General features: G+C 66.0%; 21 protein-coding genes and 1 tRNA gene. 7 read left to right on the forward strand and 15 right to left on the reverse strand.

Annotated features, from left to right (window positions below; genetic code table 11):
• Positions 1 to 53: 53 nt before the first annotated feature.
• The 8 genes from J2X38_RS12065 to J2X38_RS12100 all read right to left on the reverse strand — a co-directional run bounded on the left by J2X38_RS12065 (position 54) and on the right by J2X38_RS12100 (position 10358).
• Positions 54 to 1304 (reverse strand): MFS transporter, encoded by a 1251-nt coding sequence (locus J2X38_RS12065; protein ID WP_310254356.1) that lies wholly within the window; start codon positions 1302 to 1304, stop codon positions 54 to 56.
• Positions 1305 to 1320: 16 nt separating this feature from the next.
• The gene (locus J2X38_RS12070; RefSeq protein ID WP_310254358.1) at positions 1321 to 3624 is read right to left on the reverse strand and encodes a TonB-dependent receptor; all 2304 of its coding nucleotides are present in this window, start codon (positions 3622 to 3624) and stop codon (positions 1321 to 1323) included.
• Positions 3625 to 4197: 573 nt separating this feature from the next.
• A complete protein-coding gene (locus J2X38_RS12075; RefSeq protein WP_156419728.1) occupies positions 4198 to 4701 on the reverse strand; it encodes a Rap1a/Tai family immunity protein in 504 nt (167 codons plus the stop codon).
• A gap of 18 nt (positions 4702 to 4719) precedes the next feature.
• A complete protein-coding gene (locus J2X38_RS12080) occupies positions 4720 to 5379 on the reverse strand; it encodes a hypothetical protein (protein ID WP_310254362.1) in 660 nt (219 codons plus the stop codon).
• Positions 5380 to 5416: 37 nt separating this feature from the next.
• On the reverse strand, positions 5417 to 7339 hold the full coding sequence (locus tag J2X38_RS12085) for a TonB-dependent receptor domain-containing protein (RefSeq protein ID WP_310254364.1): 1923 nt from the start codon (positions 7337 to 7339) through the stop codon (positions 5417 to 5419).
• Positions 7336 to 8190 carry a hypothetical protein gene (locus J2X38_RS12090; protein ID WP_310254366.1) on the reverse strand — a complete coding sequence of 285 codons (855 nt, stop codon included), beginning with the start codon at positions 8188 to 8190 and terminating at the stop codon, positions 7336 to 7338. The genes J2X38_RS12085 and J2X38_RS12090 overlap by 4 nt, the downstream gene beginning before the upstream one ends.
• Positions 8191 to 8218: 28 nt before the next feature.
• Positions 8219 to 9373, reverse strand: coding sequence for a hypothetical protein (locus J2X38_RS12095; RefSeq protein WP_310254368.1), 1155 nt, complete (start codon positions 9371 to 9373; stop codon positions 8219 to 8221).
• Positions 9374 to 9392: 19 nt separating this feature from the next.
• The gene (locus J2X38_RS12100; protein WP_310254370.1) at positions 9393 to 10358 is read right to left on the reverse strand and encodes a retropepsin-like aspartic protease; all 966 of its coding nucleotides are present in this window, start codon (positions 10356 to 10358) and stop codon (positions 9393 to 9395) included.
• A 205-nt stretch (positions 10359 to 10563) separates the two neighbouring features.
• Between J2X38_RS12100 and J2X38_RS12105 the strand changes: the two genes are divergently transcribed.
• From J2X38_RS12105 to J2X38_RS12130, 6 genes are all read left to right on the forward strand, one after another.
• Positions 10564 to 11658 (forward strand): histidine kinase, encoded by a 1095-nt coding sequence (locus J2X38_RS12105; protein ID WP_310254371.1) that lies wholly within the window; start codon positions 10564 to 10566, stop codon positions 11656 to 11658.
• On the forward strand, positions 11655 to 12401 hold the full coding sequence (locus J2X38_RS12110) for a LytTR family DNA-binding domain-containing protein (protein WP_310254373.1): 747 nt from the start codon (positions 11655 to 11657) through the stop codon (positions 12399 to 12401). The genes J2X38_RS12105 and J2X38_RS12110 overlap by 4 nt, the downstream gene beginning before the upstream one ends.
• Before the next feature lie 218 nt (positions 12402 to 12619).
• Positions 12620 to 12829 carry a hypothetical protein gene (locus tag J2X38_RS12115; protein WP_310254376.1) on the forward strand — a complete coding sequence of 70 codons (210 nt, stop codon included), beginning with the start codon at positions 12620 to 12622 and terminating at the stop codon, positions 12827 to 12829.
• A gap of 143 nt (positions 12830 to 12972) precedes the next feature.
• Positions 12973 to 13572 (forward strand): hypothetical protein, encoded by a 600-nt coding sequence (locus J2X38_RS12120; protein ID WP_310254378.1) that lies wholly within the window; start codon positions 12973 to 12975, stop codon positions 13570 to 13572.
• A 218-nt stretch (positions 13573 to 13790) separates the two neighbouring features.
• Positions 13791 to 16778 (forward strand): DUF2339 domain-containing protein, encoded by a 2988-nt coding sequence (locus J2X38_RS12125; RefSeq protein ID WP_310254380.1) that lies wholly within the window; start codon positions 13791 to 13793, stop codon positions 16776 to 16778.
• A 31-nt stretch (positions 16779 to 16809) separates the two neighbouring features.
• The gene (locus J2X38_RS12130; protein ID WP_310254382.1) at positions 16810 to 17979 is read left to right on the forward strand and encodes a benzoate/H(+) symporter BenE family transporter; all 1170 of its coding nucleotides are present in this window, start codon (positions 16810 to 16812) and stop codon (positions 17977 to 17979) included.
• Between the two features lie 7 nt (positions 17980 to 17986).
• Here J2X38_RS12130 and J2X38_RS12135 read toward each other — a convergent pair whose 3' ends face one another.
• From J2X38_RS12135 to J2X38_RS12165, 7 genes are all read right to left on the reverse strand, one after another.
• Positions 17987 to 19186, reverse strand: a complete 1200-nt coding sequence (locus J2X38_RS12135) for an ABC transporter permease (protein WP_310254852.1) — start codon at positions 19184 to 19186, stop codon at positions 17987 to 17989.
• 8 nt (positions 19187 to 19194) lie between these two features.
• Entirely contained in the window at positions 19195 to 19926 is a 732-nt protein-coding gene (locus J2X38_RS12140) for an ABC transporter ATP-binding protein (protein WP_310254384.1), read from the reverse strand.
• Complete coding sequence (locus tag J2X38_RS12145; protein WP_310254386.1) at positions 19923 to 21233, reverse strand: efflux RND transporter periplasmic adaptor subunit; 1311 nt, start codon at positions 21231 to 21233, stop codon at positions 19923 to 19925. Before J2X38_RS12145 ends, J2X38_RS12140 begins: the two co-directional genes overlap by 4 nt.
• Positions 21230 to 21808 carry a TolC family protein gene (locus tag J2X38_RS12150; protein ID WP_310254388.1) on the reverse strand — a complete coding sequence of 193 codons (579 nt, stop codon included), beginning with the start codon at positions 21806 to 21808 and terminating at the stop codon, positions 21230 to 21232. Before J2X38_RS12150 ends, J2X38_RS12145 begins: the two co-directional genes overlap by 4 nt.
• Before the next feature lie 35 nt (positions 21809 to 21843).
• The gene (locus J2X38_RS12155; RefSeq protein WP_310254390.1) at positions 21844 to 22656 is read right to left on the reverse strand and encodes a TolC family protein; all 813 of its coding nucleotides are present in this window, start codon (positions 22654 to 22656) and stop codon (positions 21844 to 21846) included.
• Positions 22657 to 22982: 326 nt separating this feature from the next.
• Positions 22983 to 23067: transfer RNA gene (locus J2X38_RS12160), tRNA-Leu, on the reverse strand.
• Between the two features lie 54 nt (positions 23068 to 23121).
• Positions 23122 to 24573 (reverse strand): coniferyl aldehyde dehydrogenase, encoded by a 1452-nt coding sequence (locus J2X38_RS12165; RefSeq protein ID WP_310254392.1) that lies wholly within the window; start codon positions 24571 to 24573, stop codon positions 23122 to 23124.
• A 356-nt stretch (positions 24574 to 24929) separates the two neighbouring features.
• Between J2X38_RS12165 and J2X38_RS12170 the strand changes: the two genes are divergently transcribed.
• Positions 24930 to 25715: a hypothetical protein gene (locus J2X38_RS12170; RefSeq protein WP_310254394.1), complete on the forward strand. Its 786-nt coding sequence runs from the start codon at positions 24930 to 24932 to the stop codon at positions 25713 to 25715.
• Positions 25716 to 25750 lie beyond the last annotated feature (35 nt).

Consider the following 25750-nt stretch of genomic DNA (forward strand, 5'->3'; position numbering starts at 1 on the left):
GGTCAGACATTATGCTCTTCATCCGCCGGATAAAGCGGGTCGGGGCGAACGATCTATCGCTCGTTGTGGACAATATGCCGGGCCAGCATCGGCAGCAGATGGCTCAGCAGCAACGCGCCGCCGATCGCCGCAGCGATCGCAAACGGGGCCGGGCGCCACCATTGATAAGCGGCGGAGGCGAGGACGGGCGGCAAGGTTATCGATGCCCCGGCGATGAAGGTGATGGCAGAGGCGATTGCGACCTGATCCTCGGTCGACCCGGCAAGCGACGCCGCCGCGCTGAAGCCCGGGCGCGCGAGACCATAGCCGAAGCTCGCGAGAATGAAGCCCAGGGCGGCGGCGTTCACCTCGCCATGGGATATGGCCAGAAGATTGCCGGCAAAGGCAAAGCCGGTGCCGATCCGCATCATCGACAGCGGCGACGGCGAGAACAGCCGGACGAAACCCCATTGGCCGAACAGCGCGGCCACCGCGGCGGTGGTCATCGCGATGCCGATCATCCGCTGCGCCGCCATCGGGTCATCGGCCATGCGGTCGATGATCACGAAGCCGATCGTATAAAGATTGATCGCCTGCGCCGAGCAGAGCAGCAGCCCAAAGCTCAGATAATGGCCTATCCCCTGTCGGCGCCAGACCTGCACGAGCGATATTTGCGGTGCGCCGCCGGGAACCGGCGCCACACCGTGCGACGAGCGAGGAAGGAATAGATAGGCTCCCCCCAGGGCGATGACGCCGAATATCGCAAAGCCGAGCATCGGCCCAAGCGGCCCCAATGGATCGACGATCATCGCGGGCGCGATCGCTGGCCCGACGATGGTGCCGAGGCTGAGCGCCCCGGCCAGCGTGGTGATCGCCCGCGTCCGGGCCGCGCCCGCCGTCTGAGCCGCGATCAGAGCCTGCGTCGCGGTGGCGGCCGCCGAACCAAGCAGGCCATAGGTCGACCGCAAGATCGAAAAGAGCAGGAAGGCGGCGAAAGGCGTGAGCAGCCCCAGCAGGCCCAGTTCGACCGACAACGCGCAGCCGCCCATCGATACGACGAAGCCAACGAGCCCCGCGCGAATATAGGGATTCGGCCCCTTGCGCTCGATCCGCGACACCCAGAAGGGCGCGCTGATCGCCCAGGTCAGCGCCGAGAGCGAAAAAATGCCCGCAACCAGAAAATCGGGAATGTGCAGCAGCCGGCCGATCGTCGGCATCACCGACACCAGCCCGATATTGCCGATCGCGGTGAGGAAGGTCACTGCCCCGAGAAAGGGCAGGACCCACCGCGACCCGGTGCGCGGCGGGTCCAATACCATAGACATTTCGGCTTCGCCGCGATCAGAAGCGGATACGAACTTCGCCGCCGAAACTGCGCGGATCGCCAAATTGGCCGAGCGTGAGGACACCGAGGTTGATCGCGCTGACCAAATATTCCTTGTCGGTCAGATTCTTGCCCCACGCCGCAACCTCGAGCGTCGTGCCGCCGCCCAGTTCGATCTGGGTGAGCGCGATGCGCCCGTCGAGCAGGCCATAGGACGGCATCTTCGCCAGCGTATCCGGCGTGATCGACGAGAACTGGCTGCTGCGCCAGCTGTAGTTCAGGCTCGCCTCCAGTCGTCCAACACCGGCATCGTGACGATAAAGCCCGCCGATCTGGTAGTTCCACTTGGGCACGCGCGAGAGCACATAGGTTTTGGTGACGTCGGTGCCGTCGGGAAGGATGAAATCGGTGTAGCGCGCATCAACATAGCCGCCGCCGAAGTTGAAGCTGAGCCCTTCGACGGGGCGCAGCGTTCCCTCGACCTCGACGCCGGTGAACTTCGCCTTGCCTGCGTTGATGATGTTGGTGGTCACCAGCGCGGGAACGAGCACACCGGCCTGAAAATCCTTGTAGATCGAATGATAGACCGATGCGTTCAGATTGAGCAGGTTGCCGAAGCCGCCATATTTCATGCCCAATTCGTATGACGTCAGCTTTTCCGGATTATAGGAGGTCATAAAGGCCGCGTTGGTCGCAGCGGTATCGTTGATGCCCCCGCTCTTGAAGCCCGTCGCCACGCGTCCGTAAACCGAGAAATCGGGCTGGAATTTATACAGGATGTTGAATTCGGGATTGAACCGCTTCCACACCCCCGAATTTTCAAGCGGGCTGAGGTCGGTATAGCCGATCCCGCCTGCCCCCGGCCGTGCGCCCGCCGCCGGGCCGCCGCTGCGGGTGATCGGATTGCCGTTCGCATCGCGCAGGAACACGCCCGAACCGGGCGCCGCCGGATTAGCGCGATAGGCCGAATTGGACAGCAGCAGCTCATAGGCGTGCTTCGATTCGCGCGTGTAGCGAAGCCCGACCGACGCCGTCAGCTTCTCGTCGAGCGCGCGCGGCGTCCACGCAAGCTGGCCATAGCCGGCATAGGATTTCGAACGGCCGCCGCGTTCGCTGATGTCGAAGGCGTTGCCGCCGAACTGGAAGTTCCAGCGCGGATTGAACACGTCATACTCGTCGTCGAGATAGAAGGCGCCGAGCGTATATTTGAAGTCGCCGACGGTCCCGATCGCCTGGAATTCCTGCGTGAACTGCTTGTAATTATTGTCGAGAACGATGCGCAGCAGATCGAGGGGACTGCCGTCGAAATCACTCGCCGACCGGGTTATCGCGGTCCGGCGCGCGGTGATCGATTTGAGCGTGAGGTCGCCGATACCCGGTTCCCATTCGAGCGTCAGCGCGTGACCATTGGTGCGATAGTCGCTGCGCAGCGCGCTTTGCGCCCCGATCTCGCGCGTCCGTCCGCTTACCACATAGGGCCTCAAGAGCGCGTTGACGAACGCGGTCGCGCCCGATCCGGTGACCGCGGTGGTGGCAAGCTGGTTCGGCGTGCCCTTGCTGTCCGAAATATCATAGCTGTAGAGCGCACTGAAACTGCCCGACGGACGCCACAACAGGTCGGCGCGCGCCGCCCACAGCTCTTCTTCGCCGAAATTATCCTTGCGCACGCTGTTGCGATAATAGCCGCCGTCGAGCTTGGTGATCAGGCCCACCTTGGCGCTGAAACCCGCCACTTCGGGCAGGTCGACCGAGATCCGCTGATTGAACTGGCCCCAGCTTCCGGCGCCCGCCAGATATTGGCCGCCGAATTCGCCGCTCGGCTTGCGCGTGATCAGATTGACCGCGCCGCCGATTGTGTTCTTGCCGTAAAGCGTGCCCTGCGGCCCGCGCAGCACCTCGACGCGTTCCAGATCGACGGTGTCGAAGGCCGCGCCAGTAGACTTCCCGATCGGCACCCCGTCGATATAGAGGCCCACGGGCTGATCGCGGGCAAGGCTGGTGTCGGCCGACGGCGACAGGCCGCGGATCGTGATCAGCGGACCGTAGCTGTTGCCGATCGTTTCGTTGATCTGGATGTTCGGCACGATCGTCGCGATGTCGGACACGCTGCGAACCTGCGCCCGGTCGATCGCCGCGCTGCTCACCGCGGAGACGGAGATCGGCACGTCGACCAGCCGTTCTTCGCGGCGCTGCGCCGTGACGACGATCTCGCCTTCCCCAAGGCCCGCACCCTTGTCATCCGCCTCCTGCGCGAATGCCAACGACGAGTTCAACGCAGTCGTGACCATGACCGCCGCAAACGCGGCTTTCCGAAATGCCATAATTCCTCCCTATCCCACGACGGCCGGTTTCGGCCGCCAATCTCCGGGCTTCTTCATAAGTGGCCCGATAACGTCTTTGAGGATAACCGACGAACCACGGCCGTAAAGCTCACGCTGGTGGCCACACTGTTCACTCCCATGGCGAATGGCGTTTTGACCGCGTGACAATCCTTCGACGTCGTTGATTGTTGGTTAGCTTGGAAAAATGGGAAACAGAGGATGCAACACCGCCTCCCCCCTTTGCACCCCTATTCGCTGACCGACGCGCGGCAAAAGCGCGGCCTTGAGGAAGGGGCGATCGATCCGATCCGTGGCGGGACTGTCAAACTGACTGACGCCGGATCATACGACCCCGCACCCGGTCGATCCCAACCCCGATCCAAGCGACGCATCGAAAACCGATGTACGAACCTCCGCCGGAACGCGCGCACGATTGATGCAATCGTTACGGCAGCACATCCGCTGACGACCATGGCAGCGAAGGTAGATGCCATGATGTTCCAAAGGGTGGTTTGTTCTGCTCGGCATATCCTGTCTGGGACAGGGTATCAGGAGAAAATATGGCGTACCATCCTATCGCGGTTTGGGCACCGAGATATACACACCGCCGGTGTTCGGATCGACCGAGAGATAGGGCGAACTCGTGCAAGGGAAGGCGGCGTTCATCGCCATCAGGAACAGATGGTGCGTGGACAATTGCCGGGTCTGCGGATTGTCGCGAAGGAATTTGTGAAACACGTCGCGATACTGCTCGTAGGTCGCGCCCGCCTGCGGGCAGTACACGGCCTCTTCAGGCGTTTTCCCCGTGTTCATCACGGGCGCATCGGCGATGCCCATGAAATATCCGATGCAAGCGCTATAGTCCTTCGGGCCCGCGACGCATTGGCTGTAATAGGAATTGCCGCCTGCAAGGCTTTCGCGCTTCTGAAAGGCCGCGCTTTCAGCCGGCAACAGTGCCGCGAACAGGGCCAGAGCAATCAACCGCATCATTCGCCCTCCCCAGGGATTTTTCTCAAACGGCTCCTTACACCCGATTTGCCGCTCGTACCTAACGATATGACAGGTCGAACGCCCCATATCGCGTCCACGGGCAGCTCAATATATCTCGTGCCAGTTTTCGACTTCCGACGAGCGGTTTGCGAGGCCGAAACAGATCAGGCCCGGCCGGTTGGCGGAGGCGCCGCCGCGCTCCAGCCGATATTCGAGCCGGCGGCACCGAAAGCCCTCGACACGCTCTTCCGACGTCACCGTCAGCGTGCCCGCCGATCCCTTCCCTTGCCAGCGATGTGTGTGGCCCACCGGCCAGCTGCCCGCCCGCTTGGCGCGCTCATTATATTTTCCGCTGAACTCGTCGAAGGGGAAAGTCGGCCGGCCGTCGAGTTCGACCCCGCCTTCGCAGGCGTTGCAACTGACTTCGCCGAACTTGTGATACTCCGCCTTTTTCGCCTCGATATCGGGCGGGGCTTTGAGGCTGTCGATGTAACGGGCCTTGGCTGCCGGCAGCGGCGGGTTGACCGAAGCGGGCGTCGCCGCCGGCGCGTCCTGACGCGGAGCGGGCGCTTCCGCGTCCACACCCGCCTCCTCGCGGGGGCGGGCCGAACCGTTGATGGCGTCATCGGCGATTTTCTCCGCGGCCTGTTCGACCTTTTCCACCGCACGATCGGCCAGGCGTTTCAGGATTCCCTGCGCCTGCGCGACATTGGCGGTGGCCAGAAGGGCGGTAACGGCGACCGCCGCACGCAAGACAGGTTGCATGATGAACTCCCGAGTTTTTTGAGGATGTAGCAGAGGGTCAGCCGAAGTCGGTTGTCAGCGTTGCGGTGAGTCTACGCGGGAAATTATAGAGGTAGACCCCCGACGACCCGTTCGCCCAACCGAACTTGTTGCCGATGTTCGCGAGCTGGAGGCGAAGCGTCGCCGGGGCCTTACCGATATGGAAGCGATAACGCCCGCCGACCGATGCGATCGCGCGCGCCGGGATGACGAGCTTGCCGTCGGTGCTGGCGATACGGTCCGACGTGCTTTCGACGACGAGGTCGACTGAAAAATCGGGCGCGAACGTGGGCCGGTAATCGAGCACGGCGGTCGAAAGCCGGCCGAAGCTCGCGAGCGGCTTGCGGCCCACCAGCCCGCTGTCGACGGCGTCGCCCGACAGCTTGGCGTCGATCAGCGCCGTCCCGGCAATCGCGGTCAGCCCCGGTGCGAGCTGGCCCGAGAACGAGAATTCCGCGCCGCGGTGCCGCACGTCGCCGAGCTGGCGGAAGACCCGCGCGGCGTCGAGCGAATAGAATGGCTTCGTGACGTCGAACACACCGGCCACCAGGCGGATGTTCGGCGTGATCGACCAGCGAACGCCGCCGTCGATCTGGCGGGTGCGGATGGCGGGCGGCGCATCGTCGCGGTTGACCGCAACGCCGGGTGCGACCGGGCTTTCCTCGAGACCCTGCGTATAGCCGGCATAGAAGGCCAGCGACGACGACGCATGGAATGCGGCGGTGGCGTTGAAGAGCAACGGATCGTCGGTCGTCCGGATCGCCGGGGCATCGGGATCGAGCACACGCTTGCGATAGGTCGTCTTCTGCAGGCCAAGGCTGAGTTCGCCGACGCCCTTCCACCGCCCCTCATAAGCGACACCCGCAGTCCATTGACGCACCGTGTCGCGCGTCTGCACCCCGAACACCGACACGGGTTCGGGAAAGGCGACAGGCTCCTCGAGCGGATGGTTGCCGATGAAGATCGCGGTATCGCCGCCATAACGGCGAACGCGGTCGCGACCTTTGAACGAGAGGTGCAGCGTGTGGAGCCGCGGCCCCTCCGCAAAGCGTCGCGACAGCCGCACCTCGCCGCTTGTCGATGCCGAGCGGCGGCCGGGTTCGGCGATCACCAGTTCATCGGCGGTGCCATCCTCCCGCACATCGAGGAAAAGCTGGGTGTGCGAGCGGTCGAGGTCGAGCATCGACCGGAAAATACCGGCCTTCAGCGTCCAGTCACCCATCGTCGCCGATCCGATGACGCCCGCGTTGACCGTTTCACCGTCATTCGTCGCCCATTTCTGGCCGAGCCGCTTCACGCGCTCGATGCGCGGCGGCAGATAATCGCCGCCGGTTAGCAACAAGGGTTGGCTTTCTTCGTCCGAAATGCCGGTGCGGCTCCAGAAGGGGGTGATGGCGACACCGTCGACCGGCGCCCAGCGCGCGATGAGCGCCGCGGTCCGATAATTCGCGCGGCCGCCGGTATGCGTCCGGTCGGCGATCAGTCCCAATCCCGCGCCGACAGCAAGACGGTCGGTTACCGGCAGCTGCGCGTCGATCTCCAGCGCTGCCGCACCCAAGGGGCCGAGCCGCGCGCCGAGGCTGACCAGCGCCCTGTCGCCTGGGCGGCGCAGCCCATAGTCGGCGATGCCCGTCGGCGCCGGAAAGGGATAGCTTTGCGCCGACAGCCCGACACGCATCTGCAAGCTACCGATCAGTCGGTCGGTGAAGCCGCCCTGCTGGTCGATATAGAGACCGTCGAGGCGGATATTGCCCGCCTCGACGGCCGAGAAACCGCGGACATAATTGGGGTTATAGATGCCGATCTGCTCGCCGCCGATCGAGGTGCCAAAGGCATCCTCGGCGCTCGTCGTCGCATTGTCGTCGGCACGCTGGGCGAAGGCGGCGGACGGCGCGATGGCAAGCGCCAGCGCGAGCGCGGTGAAAGAAGCGCGGCGCATCATGCCACCGCCTTCATGCGGCGCTGGACATCTTCCCAGTCGGTCATAAACATCGCGGCGGCGAGGCGTGCGGCCGGACGTTCCGGATTGAGCCGGTCGCTGCGCAGGTCGTCATTTTCCTGCGAATAGCTCGACATGTGGACGAGGAGCGGATGCACGCCCGTCGCGCCCGGTTGATACCAGCTGCGATCGTTCTGAAGCTCCAGCGCGAGCGGCCGCGGAGCCCACGCATATTCGGAATCGGCGTCATAGGCGGGGAGCCGATCGGCGACATAGAGGCCATAGGCCGAGCCGGTGCGGATCTGGAGGCCGCCGCCCTGAACACCCTCGGCCTGCACCTGACGGCGCGCCATCATGTCATAGGGATTGAGGAAGACGCGCAGCACGGCGCCTTCCTGGTCAGGGTCGATATAGCGGCCGTCGCGCTGCACCACCCCTGGCCTGCCGTCGACCACGCTCTTCGCGCTGATGCTGAAGGTCGCGGCGACGAGCCGCACGCCGTCGATCGTCGGGACCACCGAGATGTTGATGTCGGCCTGCAGGCTGGTGCCGCGCACATCGCGGAGCGAGGGCTGCATCATCAACGCGTCGAAGACAACCATCGCGCGGCGGCGGAGCAGGTCAATTTCGGCGACGGGAATCCGGGCATCGGTGCGCGGCTGGTGGACGTGAATGTCGGGCACCTTCGAATACCAGCCCGGCAGTCCAGCGCCGGGGCCTGGCGTGCCGATGGCCCAGCGCTCCATCAATTTTTTGGGCGCGCGACTATCGCCGGGGGCGGCCAGCGCCGCAGGGATCGCGGGTGTTGTCATGAAAAGGCCGAGCATGGCGAGCTTTAACAGGGAATATTTCATGGTTTCAGCTTTCGGAAAGAGATGGTGATCAGCCGGGCAAGCCGAGCGCGCCGCCGATCCCGCGCAGCAGGCCGCGCTTCTTTTTCGGCTTGGCGTCGCCCGCCGGCGCGTCGCTGTCGGTGTCCCCTCCGCCCATCAGCGACGCGAGATCGACGCCGAGCATGCTCATATGCGTCGCCTTGGTGCGCAGCTTGACGCCCCAGCCCGCGGGCGCTTCGCGCGGCGATCCGTAATTGGCCTCGGGGCCATAGGCGGTCATCATCAGCATCGCCGATTCCGATGCCTTGCCGACCGCCGACGGGACGATGCATTCGGTGGTCTCCGGGGCGAGCAGGATGCGCTGCTGGACGAGGCGCGCGATGTCGGATTGCTCAAGATAGTCGGGCAAAGCCACGCCAGGCATGCGCACCGCGCTCGACGTCCACATCACGATCGTCCCATCTTCGCGCGCACCGGTCACCGTCATGATGTAACCCCGCGCATTGGCGAGCGCAGGCCAGCTGACCTTGACCGCCCCCGACGCAAGCTCAGAGTTCCGCGGCGCGAGCGGCGCGAGGAAATCATTCCCGCCGGCGACGGCGAAGCGCATCTCGGGCGAATAATTGCCCTGCACGACATGATCGCCGACAAGCGAGGCGGCGCGCGGCACACGCGTGCCGTTCTTGTCCCCCGGCCATTCGCCATAGGTCGCGTGACGCCCCGCAGACGGCGGCACCATCGCCTTCACATTGGGGATCGCGCCAAAGGGCGACGCCGCGCCCGGCTTCATCGTCGCAAGGTCGATGACCACCGGCTGGCCCGCGGGGGCATTTTCGCCGCAGCCCCAGTAAAGCTCGATCCGCCCCTTTGGCGCGTCCGGAGGGCCGGGCCGGTAATCGGGCTTGCCATCTTCCCGGGGCGCCGCACCGGCCGGCGTGACGAGCGGCAGGCGATCGCCCGCGCGCAACGCCTGCGGCGGCAGATGTTCGGCGCTCGGCGCGGGACTGCGGCGCGCCGAGCCGAGCTGGAGCGAGAGATTCTTCGCCACGCCCGCCGGCTGGCCGGTCGCCATGCCCGACACGGTTTCGGCGGAGAGCCAATAGACGGCTTCGATCTTTGGCTTGGGTGCTTGCTGGGCGAAGGCGGCGGTTGCGGCGATGGCGAGCGCGCCAAGCGCGGTGCTGCCGGTCAGTATCTTGTTCATGCTGCTGCTCCCTTGACGATCAGGGTTGTTTCGGGGCCGGCACCGCCGGCGGCGAGATGTGCAGGCGCAGCCCCGGATGATCGATGACGAAGCGCCGGTCGGCGAACATGTCGATGCCCAGGATCACCGCGGGCTGGTCGAGGGTGAACCCGAGCACCTTGAACACCGACAGGTCGGCGATCCGCACCTTGCGGCCCTCGACCTTCGCTTCGCCGATCGTCAGCGCGTCGATCGGCGCTTCGACGCTTGCGGTCGCATGGTTCGTCGCGCCCTTGATATCCGATGCCTTGGCAAGCCCCGGGCTATCCGGAGAAAGCCCAATCGCTTTCGCAGCGGCCCAGTTGATGATCGTCCCGCGCGCGCCGGTGTCGAGGATCGCGGGCACTTCGACGCCATTGAGGCGGATCGTCAGGCGCGGCGCGCGCATGTCGTCGAGCACAAAAGGAACCGTCACCGGAAGCCCGTCGAGCATTCCAGCCTCGACCTTGCGCGTCATGCGCCAGCGGCGGCCGGGCATGTCCAGCTCGACCGCAAAATCGGCGATAATGTCGGCGCCCAATATGCCGTCGGTGCCAAGCCGGTCGGTCGGCCCGGGCGGAAGCAGCATGAGCTCGGGCGAGCGGAAGACATGCCCGGCAACCTCAACCTGCTTGACCACCGCCGTTTCGACGTCGCTCCGCCCCGCCGCACCATCGAGCGGGTCGTCCGACATTTTGGCGACGAGCCCGGGCATTTCGGCGCGCAGTTTCGGCATGATCGTGGTGCTGCTCGCCGCGGTATCGATGACGAAGCGCCTGGGCGCCGAGCCATCGATGCTCACGAGGACAACGGGATGACCCGACGGGAGTATTTCGAGCGGTTGCTCCGTCGCCGCGGGCGCAGCAACAGATGTCGTCGGTCCAGCGGCGGTCACGCGCGCCTCGACGAGAATAAGCGTGCCAAGCAGCCCGAAGGCGGCAAGGCCTGCGCGATAACGATATGCCATAGCGTGTCTCCTTGGCGGCACGGTGCCGCGAATGGAGGTCGGCTATCGGCCCTCGGGCGGCTGTTCCATCAGCCTGCGACCAAGGCGGATCGGGTGTCGCCGGGCATGATCCGGCGCGACGAAGACGGACGCCGGTGCGACGAGCAAGGACGTCAATCGCGCCCACTTCCCTTATGCTCGGCGCGAACTACACATTGGAATTGCCATGCCACTGAAGCCCGAACATCGTCAGACCATTTCGCTGGTCATCGCGACCTGGACCCTGTCCGGCGTGCTATACCTCATTCCCTATCACATCTTCAGCGGCGCCAGCACCTACGTCATCGTTTCGGTGATCAACATCTGCGTGATGGGGACGCTGTTGTCCTGGGGTGTCTATTGGACGGTTCGGAAAACCCGCCACCGCAACATGGCTGTTCGCCTTGCGGCAATGGGCGCTGCCGTGTGCCTCGCCTCGGGCATGCTGGCCTTGATCGACGCGGCAACGGGGGAATGGATCGGCCGGCTCGTCGTATCGTCGCAAATGGCCGCGCCCTTCGGCCTTCGCGCGACCAACAATTTCATCGCGCTCATCTGGCAGTTCGCATTGCTCGGCGCAGCGTTTACGGTGATCGAGGCGAACAAGCTGACGCGCGAACGCGAACTGGAGCTTGCCGTGGCGCGCGAGGCCGCCAGCCGCGCCGAAGCCGCCGCGAGCGCCGCCAGCCTCGCGGCGCTCCGCTATCAGCTCAACCCGCATTTCCTGTTCAACACGCTCAACGCGATCTCGTCGCTGATCGTCACGAAGGAATATCGCACCGCCGATGCGATGCTCGCCAAGCTGTCCGAATTCCTGCGCGCGACGTTATCGTCCGAACCCGACGCCTTGCTGCCGCTCGAGGACGAGCTCGCGACGCTGCAACATTATCTCGAGATCGAGAGCGTCCGCTTCGGCGAACGGCTCGCGGTCGAATTCGTCTGTCCGCCCGCGCTCAACAGCGCGCTGGTGCCGGGCTTCCTCCTCCAGCCGCTGATCGAGAATGCGATCAAATATGCGCTCGCACCGTCCGCGGTGCCGGTGACGATCAGGGTCGAAGCGTCGAGCGACGACGATATGCTGCTCGTCTCGGTCGAGGACGATGGCGCCGGGCAGGAAAAGGACGCAAGGCCGGGCACGGGCGTCGGCATCGCCAATGTCCGCCAGCGGCTCGAGACACTCTATGGCACCAAAGGCAGCCTCGAAACGCTGAAACGCGAACGCGGTTTCCTCGCGATCGCGCGCCTGCCGCTCGAGCGGCGCAGCGACGAGCTCGCGGCATGAGCGCGCTTCACGTCCTGCTCGTCGATGACGAGCCGCTCGCGCTCCGGCGCCTCGAAACGTTGTTCGGCGACATCGACGATGTCGAGGTTGTGGGGACGGCTTCGACCGGTGATGAGGCCGAAGCGCGGATCGCCGCGCTCAGGCCCGATCTCGTGATGCTCGACATCTCGATGCCGCAAAAGAGCGGCATCCGCGTCGCCGCCGACCTGGTCGCCGACCCGCGCCCCGAAATCATCTTCGTCACTGCCTTCGAACAATATGCGCCCGACGCGTTCGAGGTCGATGCCGCCGACTATCTTTTGAAGCCCGTGCGGTTCGACCGGCTGCGCCAGGCGGTCGAGCGGGCGCGTCGACGGCGGGCGATGCGCGATGCGGTCGACCGGATCGCCAGCGCCCCGCCGGTCGAAATCCGCGAAGAAGCGATCTGGGTCCAGGTCGCCAGCGGCAACCTCCGCCTCCCCGTCATCCAGATCGAATGGGTCGAGGCCGCGCGCGACTATGTGCTGCTCCACACCTCGACGCGCAGCTACATCCACCGCATTTCGATGACGGCACTGGAGCAGCTGCTCGATCCGCAGCAATTGATGCGCGTGCATCGGTCGACCTTCATCCGGCCCGCGCTGGTGAAAGCTGTGCAGCGGCTCGGCAAAGGGCTCATCGCGCTCGAAATGGAGGATGGCGCGATCGTGCAGGTCGGGCCGAGCTATGTTCGCGCCGTGCTCGACCGGCTCGGTCTGTCCTGACGCATTCGTCGCGCCGACGTCCGCTTTGGTCGACGCTGCAGCCGCCATGTCGCACCGCGATCCGGTTTCGAAGCAAGCGCGGGGCGCCGGCCCCCACACACCCATAGCGTGACGGTTGCGGCATCGCGCCGCGAGCAGAGACGACCGGCCTGTCCCGCGCCGCTTCCGGCAAGAGGCCGGTCCCTCTGCTCCACCTTCACCGATTATGGAGCCATATCATGAGCAAACTCCCCTTCCTCGCCGCGGCGATCGCGCTCGGCCTGCCGATGCCCGCGCTGGCCAAGGCCGAAGCCAAGCCCGAAGCGCACGTCAAGGCCGAGGCCAAGCCCGAGGCGCGTGCGAAAGCCGAAGCGAAGCCCGAGGCGCGCGCCAAGGCCGAAGCGAAACCCGAAGCCCGCGCCAAGGCCGAAGCGAAGCCCGAAGGCTGATCGCGTCGGCAAAGGAGTGCCGGCGGGATCGCCCCCCTCCCCCGGCACTCCGCCACGCTCACAAAAAAACAGGCCGATACCGGCCGTTCCCAGGGCGCCCGGCCCCGTCTTCCGGACGCTCGCGTTGAGAATAAGGAAATGTCATGCGAACCCTGATCCCGGTGGCCGGCTGCGCCGCGCTTCTCCTGGCATTGCCCACGCCGGCCCTCGGCCAAGGCTTCCTCAAGCGGATTGCCGACCGCATCGCCGAGGCACCGAAGCAGGTCGCCGAAGAAACGGCCCCCGCGGACGCGCCTTCAGGGGGAAAAGCCACGGCGCCTGCGCCTGCCAAAAAGGCATCGTCGTCCAAGATTGCATATCCAAGCGAACTGCCCGACCCCGAAGGCTTCGCCGCCGTGAAGAAGGCCTATGACGATTTCGGAAAGGTGCGCTGCACCGGCTGTGAAGGCGGCTATGCCTATGATGGCTGGCCGGTCTTTCCGCGCGACGAAACACCGCGTCCCTATAATGGATCGAAGCATATATTGGGCGAGTTCGCGATCGGCCATGTCCATCGCTGGAAGGGCGCCGAATCGCAGGGGTCGCTGACCATCGTCAGCGAAGAGCCCGTCGGCGGCTTTCGCTGCCGCCAGCTCCTTTACCGGCTCACCAAGGGAAGCGCCTCGGCGGAACGGCCGGGCCTGCTGTGCTGGGGTTACGCCAATCAATTCGCCGGGTCCCAGGGCTGGAACGTGGTTTACTGATTGACGCTGTCGGGCGCGGCCGTTCCGGCCGCGAGCGGCCTCGGGCGAATTCCGGCATGAGGTCATCCTGTCGACCTGGTCGAACCCGGGTTGACGGATCGATTGCCGTATCGGGCCGGTGCCATCGCCTGCCTTGAGATGCGCAAAGTCATTTACGCTGCCAAACAGATCGAAATTGCTTCCGCTGCCTGCTAGGAACACAGGCTGAAGGGATCAACGTGTTCGACTTCCTTGCGTTTCTGGCCATCATCATCCTGTTCATCCTGTTGATGGACACCCGCGGCCGGTTGAAGCGCGCCGAGGCGACGCTGCTGGAGGCAGCCAAGCGGATCGGCGCGTTGCAGCGCGGGGCGGGGCCGCCGGTGACCGAGGAGGCGGCCGCCGAGATCGCGGCAGCCGTGCGGGAAGCCGCCGTTCCGGTGCAGGACCAGCCCGCCGTTGCTGCCGAGGCGACACCACTTCCCGCGCGATCAGACGATCCCGTCAAGACGCCCGGAACCATTGAAACGCTGCCCTCGCCCGCCGTTGGCGCGGCGCCTGCGCCGAAACCGCCAAAGGCACCCGCTCCGGCCGGACCGCCCGTCAGTCTCGCGTCGCGGTTCGAGAATCTGTTCGGAAAGACGCTGCCGATCTGGGCCGGCGGGCTCACGCTCGCGATCGCGGGCGTGCTCATCGTTCGCTATGCGATCGATGCTGGTTTCTTCGCGCGCATCTTCACGCCCGGTGTGCAGATCGTAGCGGGTCTCTTGTTCGGCCTCGGACTGATCGGCGGCGCCGAATATGCCTGGCGCAACGAAGAGAAATTGCGCGACGTCCGGGTGCCGCAGGCGCTTTCAGGCGCGGGCATCGCGACGCTCTATGCCGCGATCATGGTCGCGGCGAACGTCTATCAGTTGATCGGGCCGCTGCTCGCCTTCCTCGCGCTCGCGCTCGTCACCGCTGCGGCGCTCGGCCTGTCGCTCCGGTTCGGGCCGCCGAGCGCGCTGCTCGGCCTTGCGGGCGGGCTGGCGGCGCCCGCGATGGTCGGGGCGGTCGAACCCAATGTACCGCTGCTCGCGGTCTATCTCGCGCTGACGATCGCCGGGCTCGCCGGGGTTGCACGCGCGCGGCGCTGGCCATGGCTCGCGCTCGCGGCGCTGATCGGCGGGATCGGCTGGGGTCTCTGGATGGTCCTCGCGAGCGCGGCGCTCGACGTCGTCGCGTCGGTCTCGATCGGGGGTTTCGTCCTTCTTCTCGCCATCGTGCTGCCGATGATGGCGTTCGACGGGCCGCGTTCGACGCTGCTGCGCACCGCCTCCGCGGTCGTCGGGGCGCTCCAGCTGGCGCTGCTCGTCGGCTACGGTGGCTTCGCGCCGCTCCACTGGGGACTGTTCGCGCTCATCGCCGCCGCTGGCCAATGGCTCGCCTGGCGCGAGCGCGGCTTCGCGATCGTTCCGGCGATCAGCCTGCTGCTCTCGCTGGCGCTGCTGGCTGCCTGGCCCGATCCGACGCCCTTCTGGTTCGGCCTGATCGGAATGTCGCTGCTGGTCATCCACGCCTTGCCGCTTCTTGCGCGAATGTGGGCGCTCCCCAAAAGCCTGCGCCCGACGCTCGAACTTTGCATCATCGCGCTCGCCGCAGCGCCGCTGACGAAATGGCATTTCTGGAGCGTCGCCGACGGATCGCTCGCGCTGGTCGCGCTGGGCGGCGCGCTGCTGGCGGCTACCGCCATCGGTCGCGGTTGGCGCGTCGAGGGGCGGACAAGCGACGGCCGCATCGCGTGGCTGACCGCGACGGCGGGGGTCCTTCTCGCGCTGGCCATTATCCTCCTCATTCCCGCGTGGCTAGCGCCGCTTGGCATCGCAGCGGTTGCAATCGGGCTGCTCTTCTTCGGAAAGATCGCGCTCGATACGCGGATCGAGCGCGTCGCGACGGGCTTTGTCGGCGCCGCGCTGGCCGCGCTCGTCGCGACGCCGCGTGCCCTGATCGAACTGCCGCGACTGGCCGAGGGCACGGATATCGCCGACGGCACGGCGATAATCCGATGGGCTGGCCTTGCCGCCGCCGCGCTGCTGTTCGCGGTTCGCAGCGAAGGCGCGATCGTGCGCCGGCTCGGCCAGATTGCCGCGGCGTTGCTCGCTTATGGCGCCTTTGCACAGTTCATGCCCGCCAACGCATTGATGCTCGTTCCGGCACTCGGCGGGGCGGCGATACTCATTGCCGCACGGTGCGTCCCCTTCGGCCGCGTCGACGGCGCGGCGGCCAGCCTCGCCGCGCTCAGTCTTGCGTGGGCGGCACTCCCCATTGTCATCTGGTCGACAAAAGCGTCGCTATCGCTCGTCGGTGTCCCGATGCTATTCGACGACGCGCTGCTCACGACCCAGCCGTTGCTGCTGCGGTTGCTGCTTCCCGCATTGCTCTTCGCGATACCCGTCTGGCTGATCCGCGACGCACTCCCCCGCTGGCTGTGGATCGCGGCGCTCAGCCTCGCCGCCATAGTCGGCGGCATCGCCGTCCATTCGCTCTATCGCATCGGCTTCGCCGCAGCGGCGGGCGGGGATTTCGTCACGACGGGCATCCTTCAGCGGCTGATCTGGGAGGCGATATTGATCGGCGCAGGCTGGTTCGCGATGGCGCGCGGGCTGACCGGCGTCGCCCGTCCGCTAATTGTCACGGGCACCGCGCATGCGCTCTTCTATGGCCTCATCCTGCACAATCCCTTGTGGTCGGCGCAGGCGGTCGGCGGCTGGCCGCTCGTCAACCTGCTCCTCCCGCTGTTCCTGCTGCCGTGGTTTGGGCTGACGCGGATGCCGGCGCTCTTCGCCAAGGCACCGGCAGAGCTCGACCGCGCGATCCAGATTGTAACGATGCTGCTCGCGCTGGGCTTTGCGTGGGCGACGCTTCGCCAGCTGTTCCACGGCGCGCTGCTCGCACAGCCGGGCGTTACCGACGCGGAGAATATCCTGCGGTCGATCCTCATCCTCGCGCTCGCGCTCGGCTTCCTCTTGTGGGGCATCCGGGCGAAGCGCCACGACTGGCGCATCGCGTCGCTGGTGCTGATGATCGCCGCGGCGGGCAAGGTCTTCCTGTTCGATGCCTCGGGGCTCGAAGGACTTGCGCGGATCGGCTCGTTCGTCGCGCTCGGTTTCAGCCTGATCGGCATCGGCTGGCTCTATAGCCGCCAGCTCGCCCCCGACCGCGACAATGTCGCCCCGACATCGGCCTGAAACACCCCGACAAGCCAGAGAACAAGAAACGATGCTGCGTAGCCTGCCCCCCGTCCCGGCCTGGTCCTCGGCGCTGATCGCCGCGCTCGTCGGCTTTGGCGGCACGATCGCACTCGTCGTTCAGGCGATGCGCAACCTCGGCGCCTCGGGCGACCAGACGGGGTCGGCGGTCACCGCTTTGTGCCTCGGCATCGCTTTAGCGGGTGCAGCGCTGTCGTGGCGGCTGCGCATACCCGTCGTGCTCGCCTGGTCGACACCCGGCGCGGCGCTGCTCGCCGCCGCGGCACCCGGCCTGTCGTGGCCCGTCGCGATCGGCATCTTCCTGTCCGCGGCGCTGATGATGATCCTGCTCGGCATCGTGCCGCTGCTCGGACGGCTCGCCGAGCGCATCCCGGCGCCTATCGCCTCGGCGATGCTCGCGGGGGTGCTCCTGCCTTTCTGCCTCAAGCTGTTCGGGCTCGGCGCCGCCGACCCGCTGCTCGTCGCCTTGCTCGTCGCGGTCTTCGTCGCCGCGCGCGCGCGGCTGCCGCTCTATGCGCTGCTCCTCGCGCTCGCGGCGGGCATGGTGCTGACCTTGCTACGCGGCGACATAGGGCCGCTACCGCCGGGTGCCACCTTCGGCACGCTTTTGCCCGTGGTTCCCGCCTTCGACGCGCGCGCGATCCTCAGCGTCGGCGTGCCGCTGTTTCTCGTGACGTTGGTATCGCAGAACCTGCCCGGCCTCGTCGTGCTGCGCGGCGCGGGCTATGCGCCGCCGCCGCGCCCGCTGATCGTCGGCAGCGCCCTCGCCTGGCTCGCGGCCGCGCCCTTCGGCGCCCACGGCCTCAACCTCGCGGCGATCACCGCGGCGATCTGCACCGCCGAAGAGGCGTACCCCGACCGCGCAAAACGATGGACCGTCGGCATGCTTTATGCGGGCTTCTATCTGCTGCTCGCCATCTTCTCGCCGCTGCTCGTGCGCCTCTTTCTCGCACTGCCGGCCACCGTCATCGCGGCGCTGACCGGGGTCGCATTGATCCCCGCGCTGCTCGGCGCGATGGAATCGATGATGGCGGCGAAATCCGACCGCGATCCCGCAATCCTGACCTTCCTCGCCACCGGATCGGGGCTGACATTGTTCGGGCTGGGATCAGCCTTCTGGGGGCTCGTCGTCGGCTTTCTGGCGCTCGCGGCGAGCCGGTGGCTGACGACGCGAAGCTGACGCGCCTTCATTCGTGCCGCAGCGCGTCGATCGGGTCGAGCTTCGACGCCCGGCGCGCGGGATAAAAGCCGAAGGTGATCCCCATCAAGGCCGAGAAAAGGAAGCTCAGCACGTTGACCAGCGGATCGAACAGGAAGGGGACGTCGATCACCCCGGCCATGCTCCACGAAAGCAGGAAGGCGAGCCCAATGCCCACGACGCCGCCGAAGCAGCAAAGGACGACGGCTTCGGTCAGGAATTGCAGCTGCACCTCGCGCGCGAGCGCACCGATCGCGAGGCGAATGCCGATCTCGCGCGTCCGTTCGGTGACCGACACGAGCATGATGTTCATGATACCGATCCCGCCGACCAGCAGGCTGATCCCGGCGATCACCGCTACCATCGCGGTCAGCGCCCCGGTCGCCGCGCCCAGCGCCTGATTGACCTGCGCGGTGTCGACGACGTTGAAGTCGTTGGCGGCGGTGCCCTGAAGCAATCGCCGTTCGCGCAGCAGTGCGACGAGCGAGGCCTGGATCGTCGTACTCGCATAGGCGCTGTCATATTTGATCACGAAATATTGCAGGTTGTCGTTACCGGTGAAGCGTCGCTGCACGGTCTTGAGCGGCATCATCACGACATTGTCGCTGTCCTGATCGGGGCCCCCGCCCTCGCCACGTTCCTCAAGCAAACCGACCACGGTGCACGACACATTGTCGAGACGGACTTTCGCGCCGAGCGGGCTCGCACCCGCAACGAAGATCGCCTGCCTTACCTTCGGCCCGATCAGGCACACGCTCTTGCCCGCGCTCTCTTCTTCGGCCGAGAAGCTGCGCCCGTCCTCGACCTCGACCGAGCGGGCGCGGAGGAAGGCATTTTCGACGCCCTGCACGCTCGTCTGCCAGCTCTGTCCATTGTGGAAGGCGGTGGCGCTGGAGGACACGCTGCCCGACACATCTTCGACCCCGGCGATCTGGCTGCGCGCAGCATCGATGTCGTCCTGCTTGAACGGCCGCGGCGCACCGCGGTCGCCGCGGACCGGAAAGACGATCAGCACGTTCGATCCCAGCGAGGATATCTGGTTCTTGACCGACGCGGTGACGCCATTGCCGAGCGTCACCATCGTGATCACCGCCGCGACGCCGATGATGATCCCGAGCGTCGTCAGGAAGGAGCGCAGCAGGTGTCGCCGGATTTCACGGAAGGCGAGCAGCAGCGTCGCGCCGAACATGCCGAGCATCAGCCGGCCTCCCCGGCGATCGCCCGCGCGCGATGCTCGACGCTTTCGACCAGCCCGTCGCGGAACCGGAACACGGTGCGCGCGAACGCCGCCATTTCCTCTTCGTGCGTCACCATCAGGATGGTGATGCCTTCGCCGTTCAATCGGGTGAGCAATTGCATGATCTCGATCGAGCGTTCGGTATCGAGATTGCCCGTCGGCTCGTCGGCGAGCAGCACCGCGGGTTCGGTGACGAGCGCGCGCGCGATGGCGACCCGCTGTTGCTGGCCGCCCGACAGTTCGGCGGGGGTATGATCGGCCCATGGCGCGAGCCCGACCTGATCGAGCGCGCGCATCGCGGCGGCATGGCGCACCGCCTTCTTCTCGCCGCGATAGAGCAAGGGCAGTTCGACATTTTCGACCGCCGTCGTGCGCGCGAGCAGGTTGAAGCCCTGAAACACGAAGCCGAGATAACGGCGGCGCAGCAGGCTGCGCTGGTCGCGGTCGAGCGCCTGCACCTCGACGCCGCGAAAGCGGAAGATGCCGCTCGTCGGCACGTCGAGGCAGCCGAGGACGTTCATCGTCGTCGACTTGCCCGAACCCGAAGGCCCCATCACCGCGACGAAATCGCCCCGCTCGACGCGCATATCGACGCCCTTCAGCGCCTGAAACGCCGCCTCGCCCTTGCCGAAGGTCTTGGTAATGCCTTCGAGCTCGATCAGCGGCGGTTTCGAGTGCGGATTGGCGGTCACTGGGCCACAGCTGCCTTGCCCGTCACGACCTTCATGCCCGCGCGCAATTGCTTCGACGTCACCGCGGTCAGGCGCCCGTCGCTCTCGCCCGTGACGACATCGATCGACTTCAGCTTGCCGTCGGCCTGCAAAACCCAGACACGCTGCCGGCTGCCCGCCCCGATCGTCGCGCGCTGCTCATTCTGTTCGAGCCCGATTTCGGGATTGAGCACGCTCGCCTCGCCCTTCTCCTTCGCGTCGGGCTGGAAGCGCAACGCGCCATTGGGTACCAGAAGCTGCTTGCCCGTGCTTCCGGTCGCGATCGTTGCGGTCGCGGTCATGCCGGGCCGCAGCACGCCCTCGGCATTGGCGACGGCGAGGCGCGCTTCGTAACTGACGACGGCGTTGCTGCCTGCGGTCGCGGCGGTCGCCTGCTGACTTGCCTGCGATGCCGTGTTGCTCGATGCCTGATCGACGCGCTCGACGCGTGCGGGGAAGCGGCGGCCCGGATAGGCGTCGACGGTGAAGCTCGCCCCCTGCCCCTCGCGCACCTGCCCGACATCGGCCTCGTCGATTTCGACACGAAGCTGCATCGCCGACAAATCCTCGGCGAGGATGAACAGGGTCGGGGTGTTGAAGCTCGCCGCGACGGTCTGCCCCGGCTCGACCTGCCGCGCGAGCACGACGCCCGAGACGGGCGAGCGGATCACCGCGCGATTGCGGTTGGTGATCGATGTCGACAGCTGCGCCTCGACTGCGCGGACGTTCGCATTCGCCGCGGCGACTGCCGCGACGTCGCGTTTGACCGCGCCCTTCGCCTGATCGAACTCGACCTGCGACGGCACCTTGCCGCCCGAGATGCGGAAGACATTCTCCAGCCGCGCAAGCTGCGCGCGGTCGACGTCGAGCGTCGCCTGCGCCTGCGCCACCTGCGCGCGCGCGGCGTTCAGATTGGCCTGCGCCTGTGTGATCTGATCCTCGATCACGTCGGTGTTGATCTGTGCCAGCACCTGCCCCTGCGTCACGCGGTCGTTCACATCGACATAGATATGGTCGATCTTGCCCGACACTTCGGACCCGACCTCGACCTGATTGGTGGGGCGGAGATTGCCCGTTGCGGTGACGCTGAGCACCAGCGATCGCTGCGCCACCTTTTCGGTGATATATTTCGGTTCGCCGCCCCCGCGCGCGCAGGTCGCGACGCCGAGCAGCACCACCAGCACGAGCAACGCCGGCAGCCAATATTTCATCCAGCGCCGCCAGCGCGGGCGCGGCTTGGCGCCGAGGAATTCGTCGAGTTCCTGCGGCTCGGTCGCGGTGTCGGTCATTGTGGCATTCCTCCGTCCGGACCAAGGCTGTCCGGACCCAAATTCGCATCGCTAGATCCGCCGCCGAGCGCCTGGTTCAGCACGATGAAGGCGTTGGCACGCTCGGCCTCGCTGGCGGCGAGCGCGTTGCGTGCGCCGAGCAACTGGCTCTCGGCCGTCAGCAGTGTCTGGAAATCGATCAGCCCCGACTGATATTGGCTGCGCGCGAGCAAGGCGGCATTGTTCGCGGCCTCGAGCGCCGTGCCGAAAAGCACGACGCGTTCGCGTGCCGCCGTCAGTGCGACCGCCGCGCTTTCCACATCCTCGAGCGCGCCGAGGATCGCCTGCTCCCACGCCGCGAGCGACGCCTTCGCCGCCGCCTCTGCGCCTGCAACCTGCGCGCGGGCGCGCCCGCCGTCGAAGATGAGCTGGCTGACCCCGGCGAACAACCCGCCGGTGACGATGTCGAACAGATTGTCGATCCCGAACGAGGAGGTTCCGATATTGCCCGTCAGCCGCACGAGCGGAAGCAATTGCGCACGCGCGACGCCGATACGCGCGGTATCGGCAAGCAGCGCGGCTTCGGCCTGACGCACGTCGGGCCGGCTCCGCAGGATCGCCGCGGGCGTGTCTAGCCCCGCCGCCTCGGGCGAACGGGGATCGCGCGGGCGTCGGCGTCCAGCGCCGCGCGCACCGCGCCGGGCGGTTCGCCGATCAAGGTCGAAATGGTGTTCGCCGCCTGTGCGAAATCGCGTTCGAGTGCGGGAATGCTGGCCGCGGTCTGCGCACGCTGCGCGGCCGCCTGCTCGACGTCGAGGCTCGACACGAGACCGGCCTGCAGCCGCCAGCGGGCGATCTGCAGATTTTCGTCCTGGATCGTCAGCGTTTCGCGCGCGATCGCACGTTGCACGGCCAAGGCGCGCGCCGAAACCGTCACCTGCGCCACTTGTCCCGCGATCAGCCGCCGCAGGTCGGCAAGGCCATAGCCCGCCGCCGCGAGGTCGGCGCGCGACGCCGCGACATTGTTGCCGATCCGGCCGAACAGGTCGATTTCCCACTGCGCATCGGCGCCGAGCGAGAATTGCAGCCGATCGTCGGCAAGATCGCCGACGTTGCGCCGGACACCGCCCGAGGCATCGATCTGCGGCAGGAAGCCGGCGCGCGCGGCGCGAACGCCCGCGCGTGCCTGCGCCACGCGTGCGGCCGCCTGTGCCAGGTCGCGGTTATTCGCCAGCGCGCGTTCGACATGGCGGTCGACCAGCGGGTCATTCAGCCGGGTCCAGTATCGCACGGCATCCGCCGGAAGCGCCTGCGCGTCGCCGGACCAATGGTCGGGCAAGGCGATGGCGGGCTGCGGAGGGGCTCGCGTGGACGTCGGGGCGCAGGCAGCCAGCCCGCCGGCAAGGGCCGTAACGAGCAGCCAATGCGTTCCAGCTTTTCGCATGCGCCCCCTCAAAACTGTTGAAACCCCGGTATTTTCACATGTGAAACCGGCGAGGTCATAATGTATTGATGGGCATAATTTCCGGGCGAGACAATATCAAATCGCCCCGGATCGAAGCTATTTCTCTTCTATTTCTAATTCTCTAGCCCAATCGGCCCGCGCCGGGCGAGGCTAGAACCACGGATTCACCCCGACGACCAGGCTGATGCTGTCGGCATCCTCGCCGCCCGCAACCGGTTTCCACTTCGCGCTATTAGCGGATCCACCTTGCGGAGCCGGCCGCACTCGCCGGCTCGATGTCACGCTTCATCGAAATCAAGCGTTATTGGTGCCCCTGGCCGGACTCGAACCAGCACTCCTTGCGGAACCGCATTTTGAGTGCGGCGCGTCTACCAATTTCACCACAGGGGCCCGTGGGCGCGAAGCGCGGCGCTTCCCTAAGGCGAAGCGCCGCATTTTGCCAAGCTATTTCTTGAGCTCTTTCGCGAGCGTCTTCGCGGTCGCCTTGCCATAGGGCGGCTTGAAGCCCGCGAGCCCCGCGACGTCGAGCTTCGGCTGGCGATAGACGGCGCGCGCGTGGCTGAAGGTGCGGAAACCGTCGATGCCGTGATAATTGCCCATCCCCGACGGTCCGACCCCGCCGAACGGCAGATCCTCCATCGCATTGTGGAACAGGACGTCGTTGACCGTCACCCCGCCCGAGATCGTCCGCGTCAGCACGCGGTCCTCCTCGCTCTTGTCCTGTCCGAAATAATAGAGGCCGAGCGGGCGGTCGTTCGCGTTCACATAGTCGATCGCGTCGTCGATATGCTTGTAGGTCTTCACCGGCAGGATCGGGCCGAAGATTTCCTCCTGCATCACCTTCATGTCGTCGGTCGGGTTGCGCACGATGTGGAGCGGCATCTTGTGGCCGTTCGAACTCGCGAAATCCTCTCCGCCCGGATTGACCTCGATCACCTCGGCGCCCTTCTCGCGCGCGTCGGCGAGGTAGGATTGCAGGCGGTCGTAATTGCGCGTGTTGACGACCGACGTGTAGTCGTCGTTGGCGAGCAAGGTCGGATAGAGCGCGGTCGCGCCCTTGGTGACGCTGTCGATCACCGCGCCTTCCTGATCCTCGGCGACGAGCAGATAGTCGGGTGCGAGGCAGATCTGCCCCGCGTTCATCATCTTGCCGAGCGCGACGCGCTGGCCCACAAGATCCTTGTTCGCGCTGCGCCCGATGAAGGTCGGCGACTTGCCGCCCAGTTCGAGCGTCACGGGCACCAGATTATCGGCGGCGGCGCGCATGATGTGGCGCCCGACACTCGTCGCGCCGGTGAAGATCATATGGTCGAAGGCGAGCTTCGAGAAAGCGACGCCAACATCGGAATCGCCCGTGAACACCGCCATTTCGCTCGCGTCGAAATAGTCGGGGACCAGCCGCGCCATCAGCGCCGAGACATTCTCGGTGAACTCCGACGGCTTGATCATCGCGCGGTTGCCCGCCGCGAGCACCCCCGCCATCGGCACAAAGACCATGCCGACGGGGAAATTCCACGGCGCGACGATGCCGACGACGCCCTTCGGCTGATAGACGACCTCGGCCTTCGCGCCGAGCATGCCGAGCGGGAAAGTCGGCTTGCGCTTCTCACCCTTCGACCAGCTCGCCATATGCTTTTTCGCATGCTTCAAGGCGCTGACCGAGGGCATGATGTCGGTCATCAGTGTCTGTTCGCGGCTGCGATGACCGAAATCCTCGCTCACCGCCTTCGCGAATTCTTCCTTATTGTCGACGAGCAGCGCGATCGCGCGGTCGATGCGGTCGGCGCGGACGCTCAGGCTTTCGGGCATCGCCGCGGTAAAGCTCGCCTTTTGCGCTGCGAGCACCTTGTGCATACGCTGGGTTTCACCGTCAATTTCGCTTGCGACCGTCGCCATTATCTTTCTCCCACTACCCTTTCGCCCGTTTCACCATGGCAAAGGGCAGGTTGCAAGTTGAAACCCGCTGCGAGCGCCAGTTTCGATTTGGCGAAGTGGCGGAAAACTGCGCAACTTCACACTGGAATCGCGGCCTGGCAAAGCTCCTTTTCGGGACATGCGGAGGAGGCTAATGTGGCGGACTTTTGTAGGACAGCGGTTTTTCAGGCAGCGGCAAATTGGAGCAAAGCAAACCGTCACCGCAATTCCGCGGGCGCTGGCGACGTTGACCGAAGCAGACATGTGTTTCGTCGAGGGGAAATTGCCCGGACGCGATCCCGCCCTAGCGTCGCGCGATCCGTCATAGGGGCAATGTCATGCGAACTTCCGTCGTCCTGCTCGGCCTTTTTCTGATAGGGCTGGCTCCCGTCCCGATCGTCCTGGCCCAGAATCCGACCGCAACGGCATCGGACGAATTGCTCGCGGTAGGCCAGCCCCTGCCCCGCTTCGATCGGCTGCGCCCGGGAACCTCGCGCTATCTTCGCTACGCCGTGCGCGGTGACCGGCGGACGATCGTCGACCTCTGGAGCCGGACGATCGCGTTCGATCCCGACCCGGTGACCGGCGAGCGGCGGCTCCACATCACGCAGATCTGGGAGGGTATCGGCCAATCCGAACGGCGGCTCGATAGCTGGTTCGAGAATGAAACCTTCCGTCCGCTCTCGCATCGGACCCGGTTCATCGACGCCACCACGACCGCCGTTGCCGGCGTGTTGTTCACGCCCGGGCATGTGCGCGGGGACGCGGCCGTCACCGACAACCGCCTTGCCGCGCTCGACGTCGCCACGCCGACAGGGACGTTCAACTTCGAGACCGACATCGAGATGATGACCACGCTGCCCTGGCGCGAAGGCTATGCGGCGCGCATCCCCTTCTATCACCCCGGCGGCGGGGCGCCGCAAGCTTATGGCGTCAGCGTCACCGGCTCCGAACCGGTCGCATTCGGGGGGCGTCAGGTTGAGTGCTGGGTCGTGACGCTCGACTATGGTCGCGGCGCAACCGGCCGATTCTGGGTTGCCAAGGACAGCCAGGCGGTGCTCAAGGTCGAGCAGCGCACACCCGGCCAGCCTACGCTCTACAAGGTGCTGCTTCCGTCCGAATGATCGACCGGTGGCGAAATTTTTTGATCGCCACCAAA

Origin of the sequence: Sphingopyxis sp. BE235 (assembly GCF_031457175.1) — a bacterium.
Classification (GTDB): domain Bacteria; phylum Pseudomonadota; class Alphaproteobacteria; order Sphingomonadales; family Sphingomonadaceae; genus Sphingopyxis.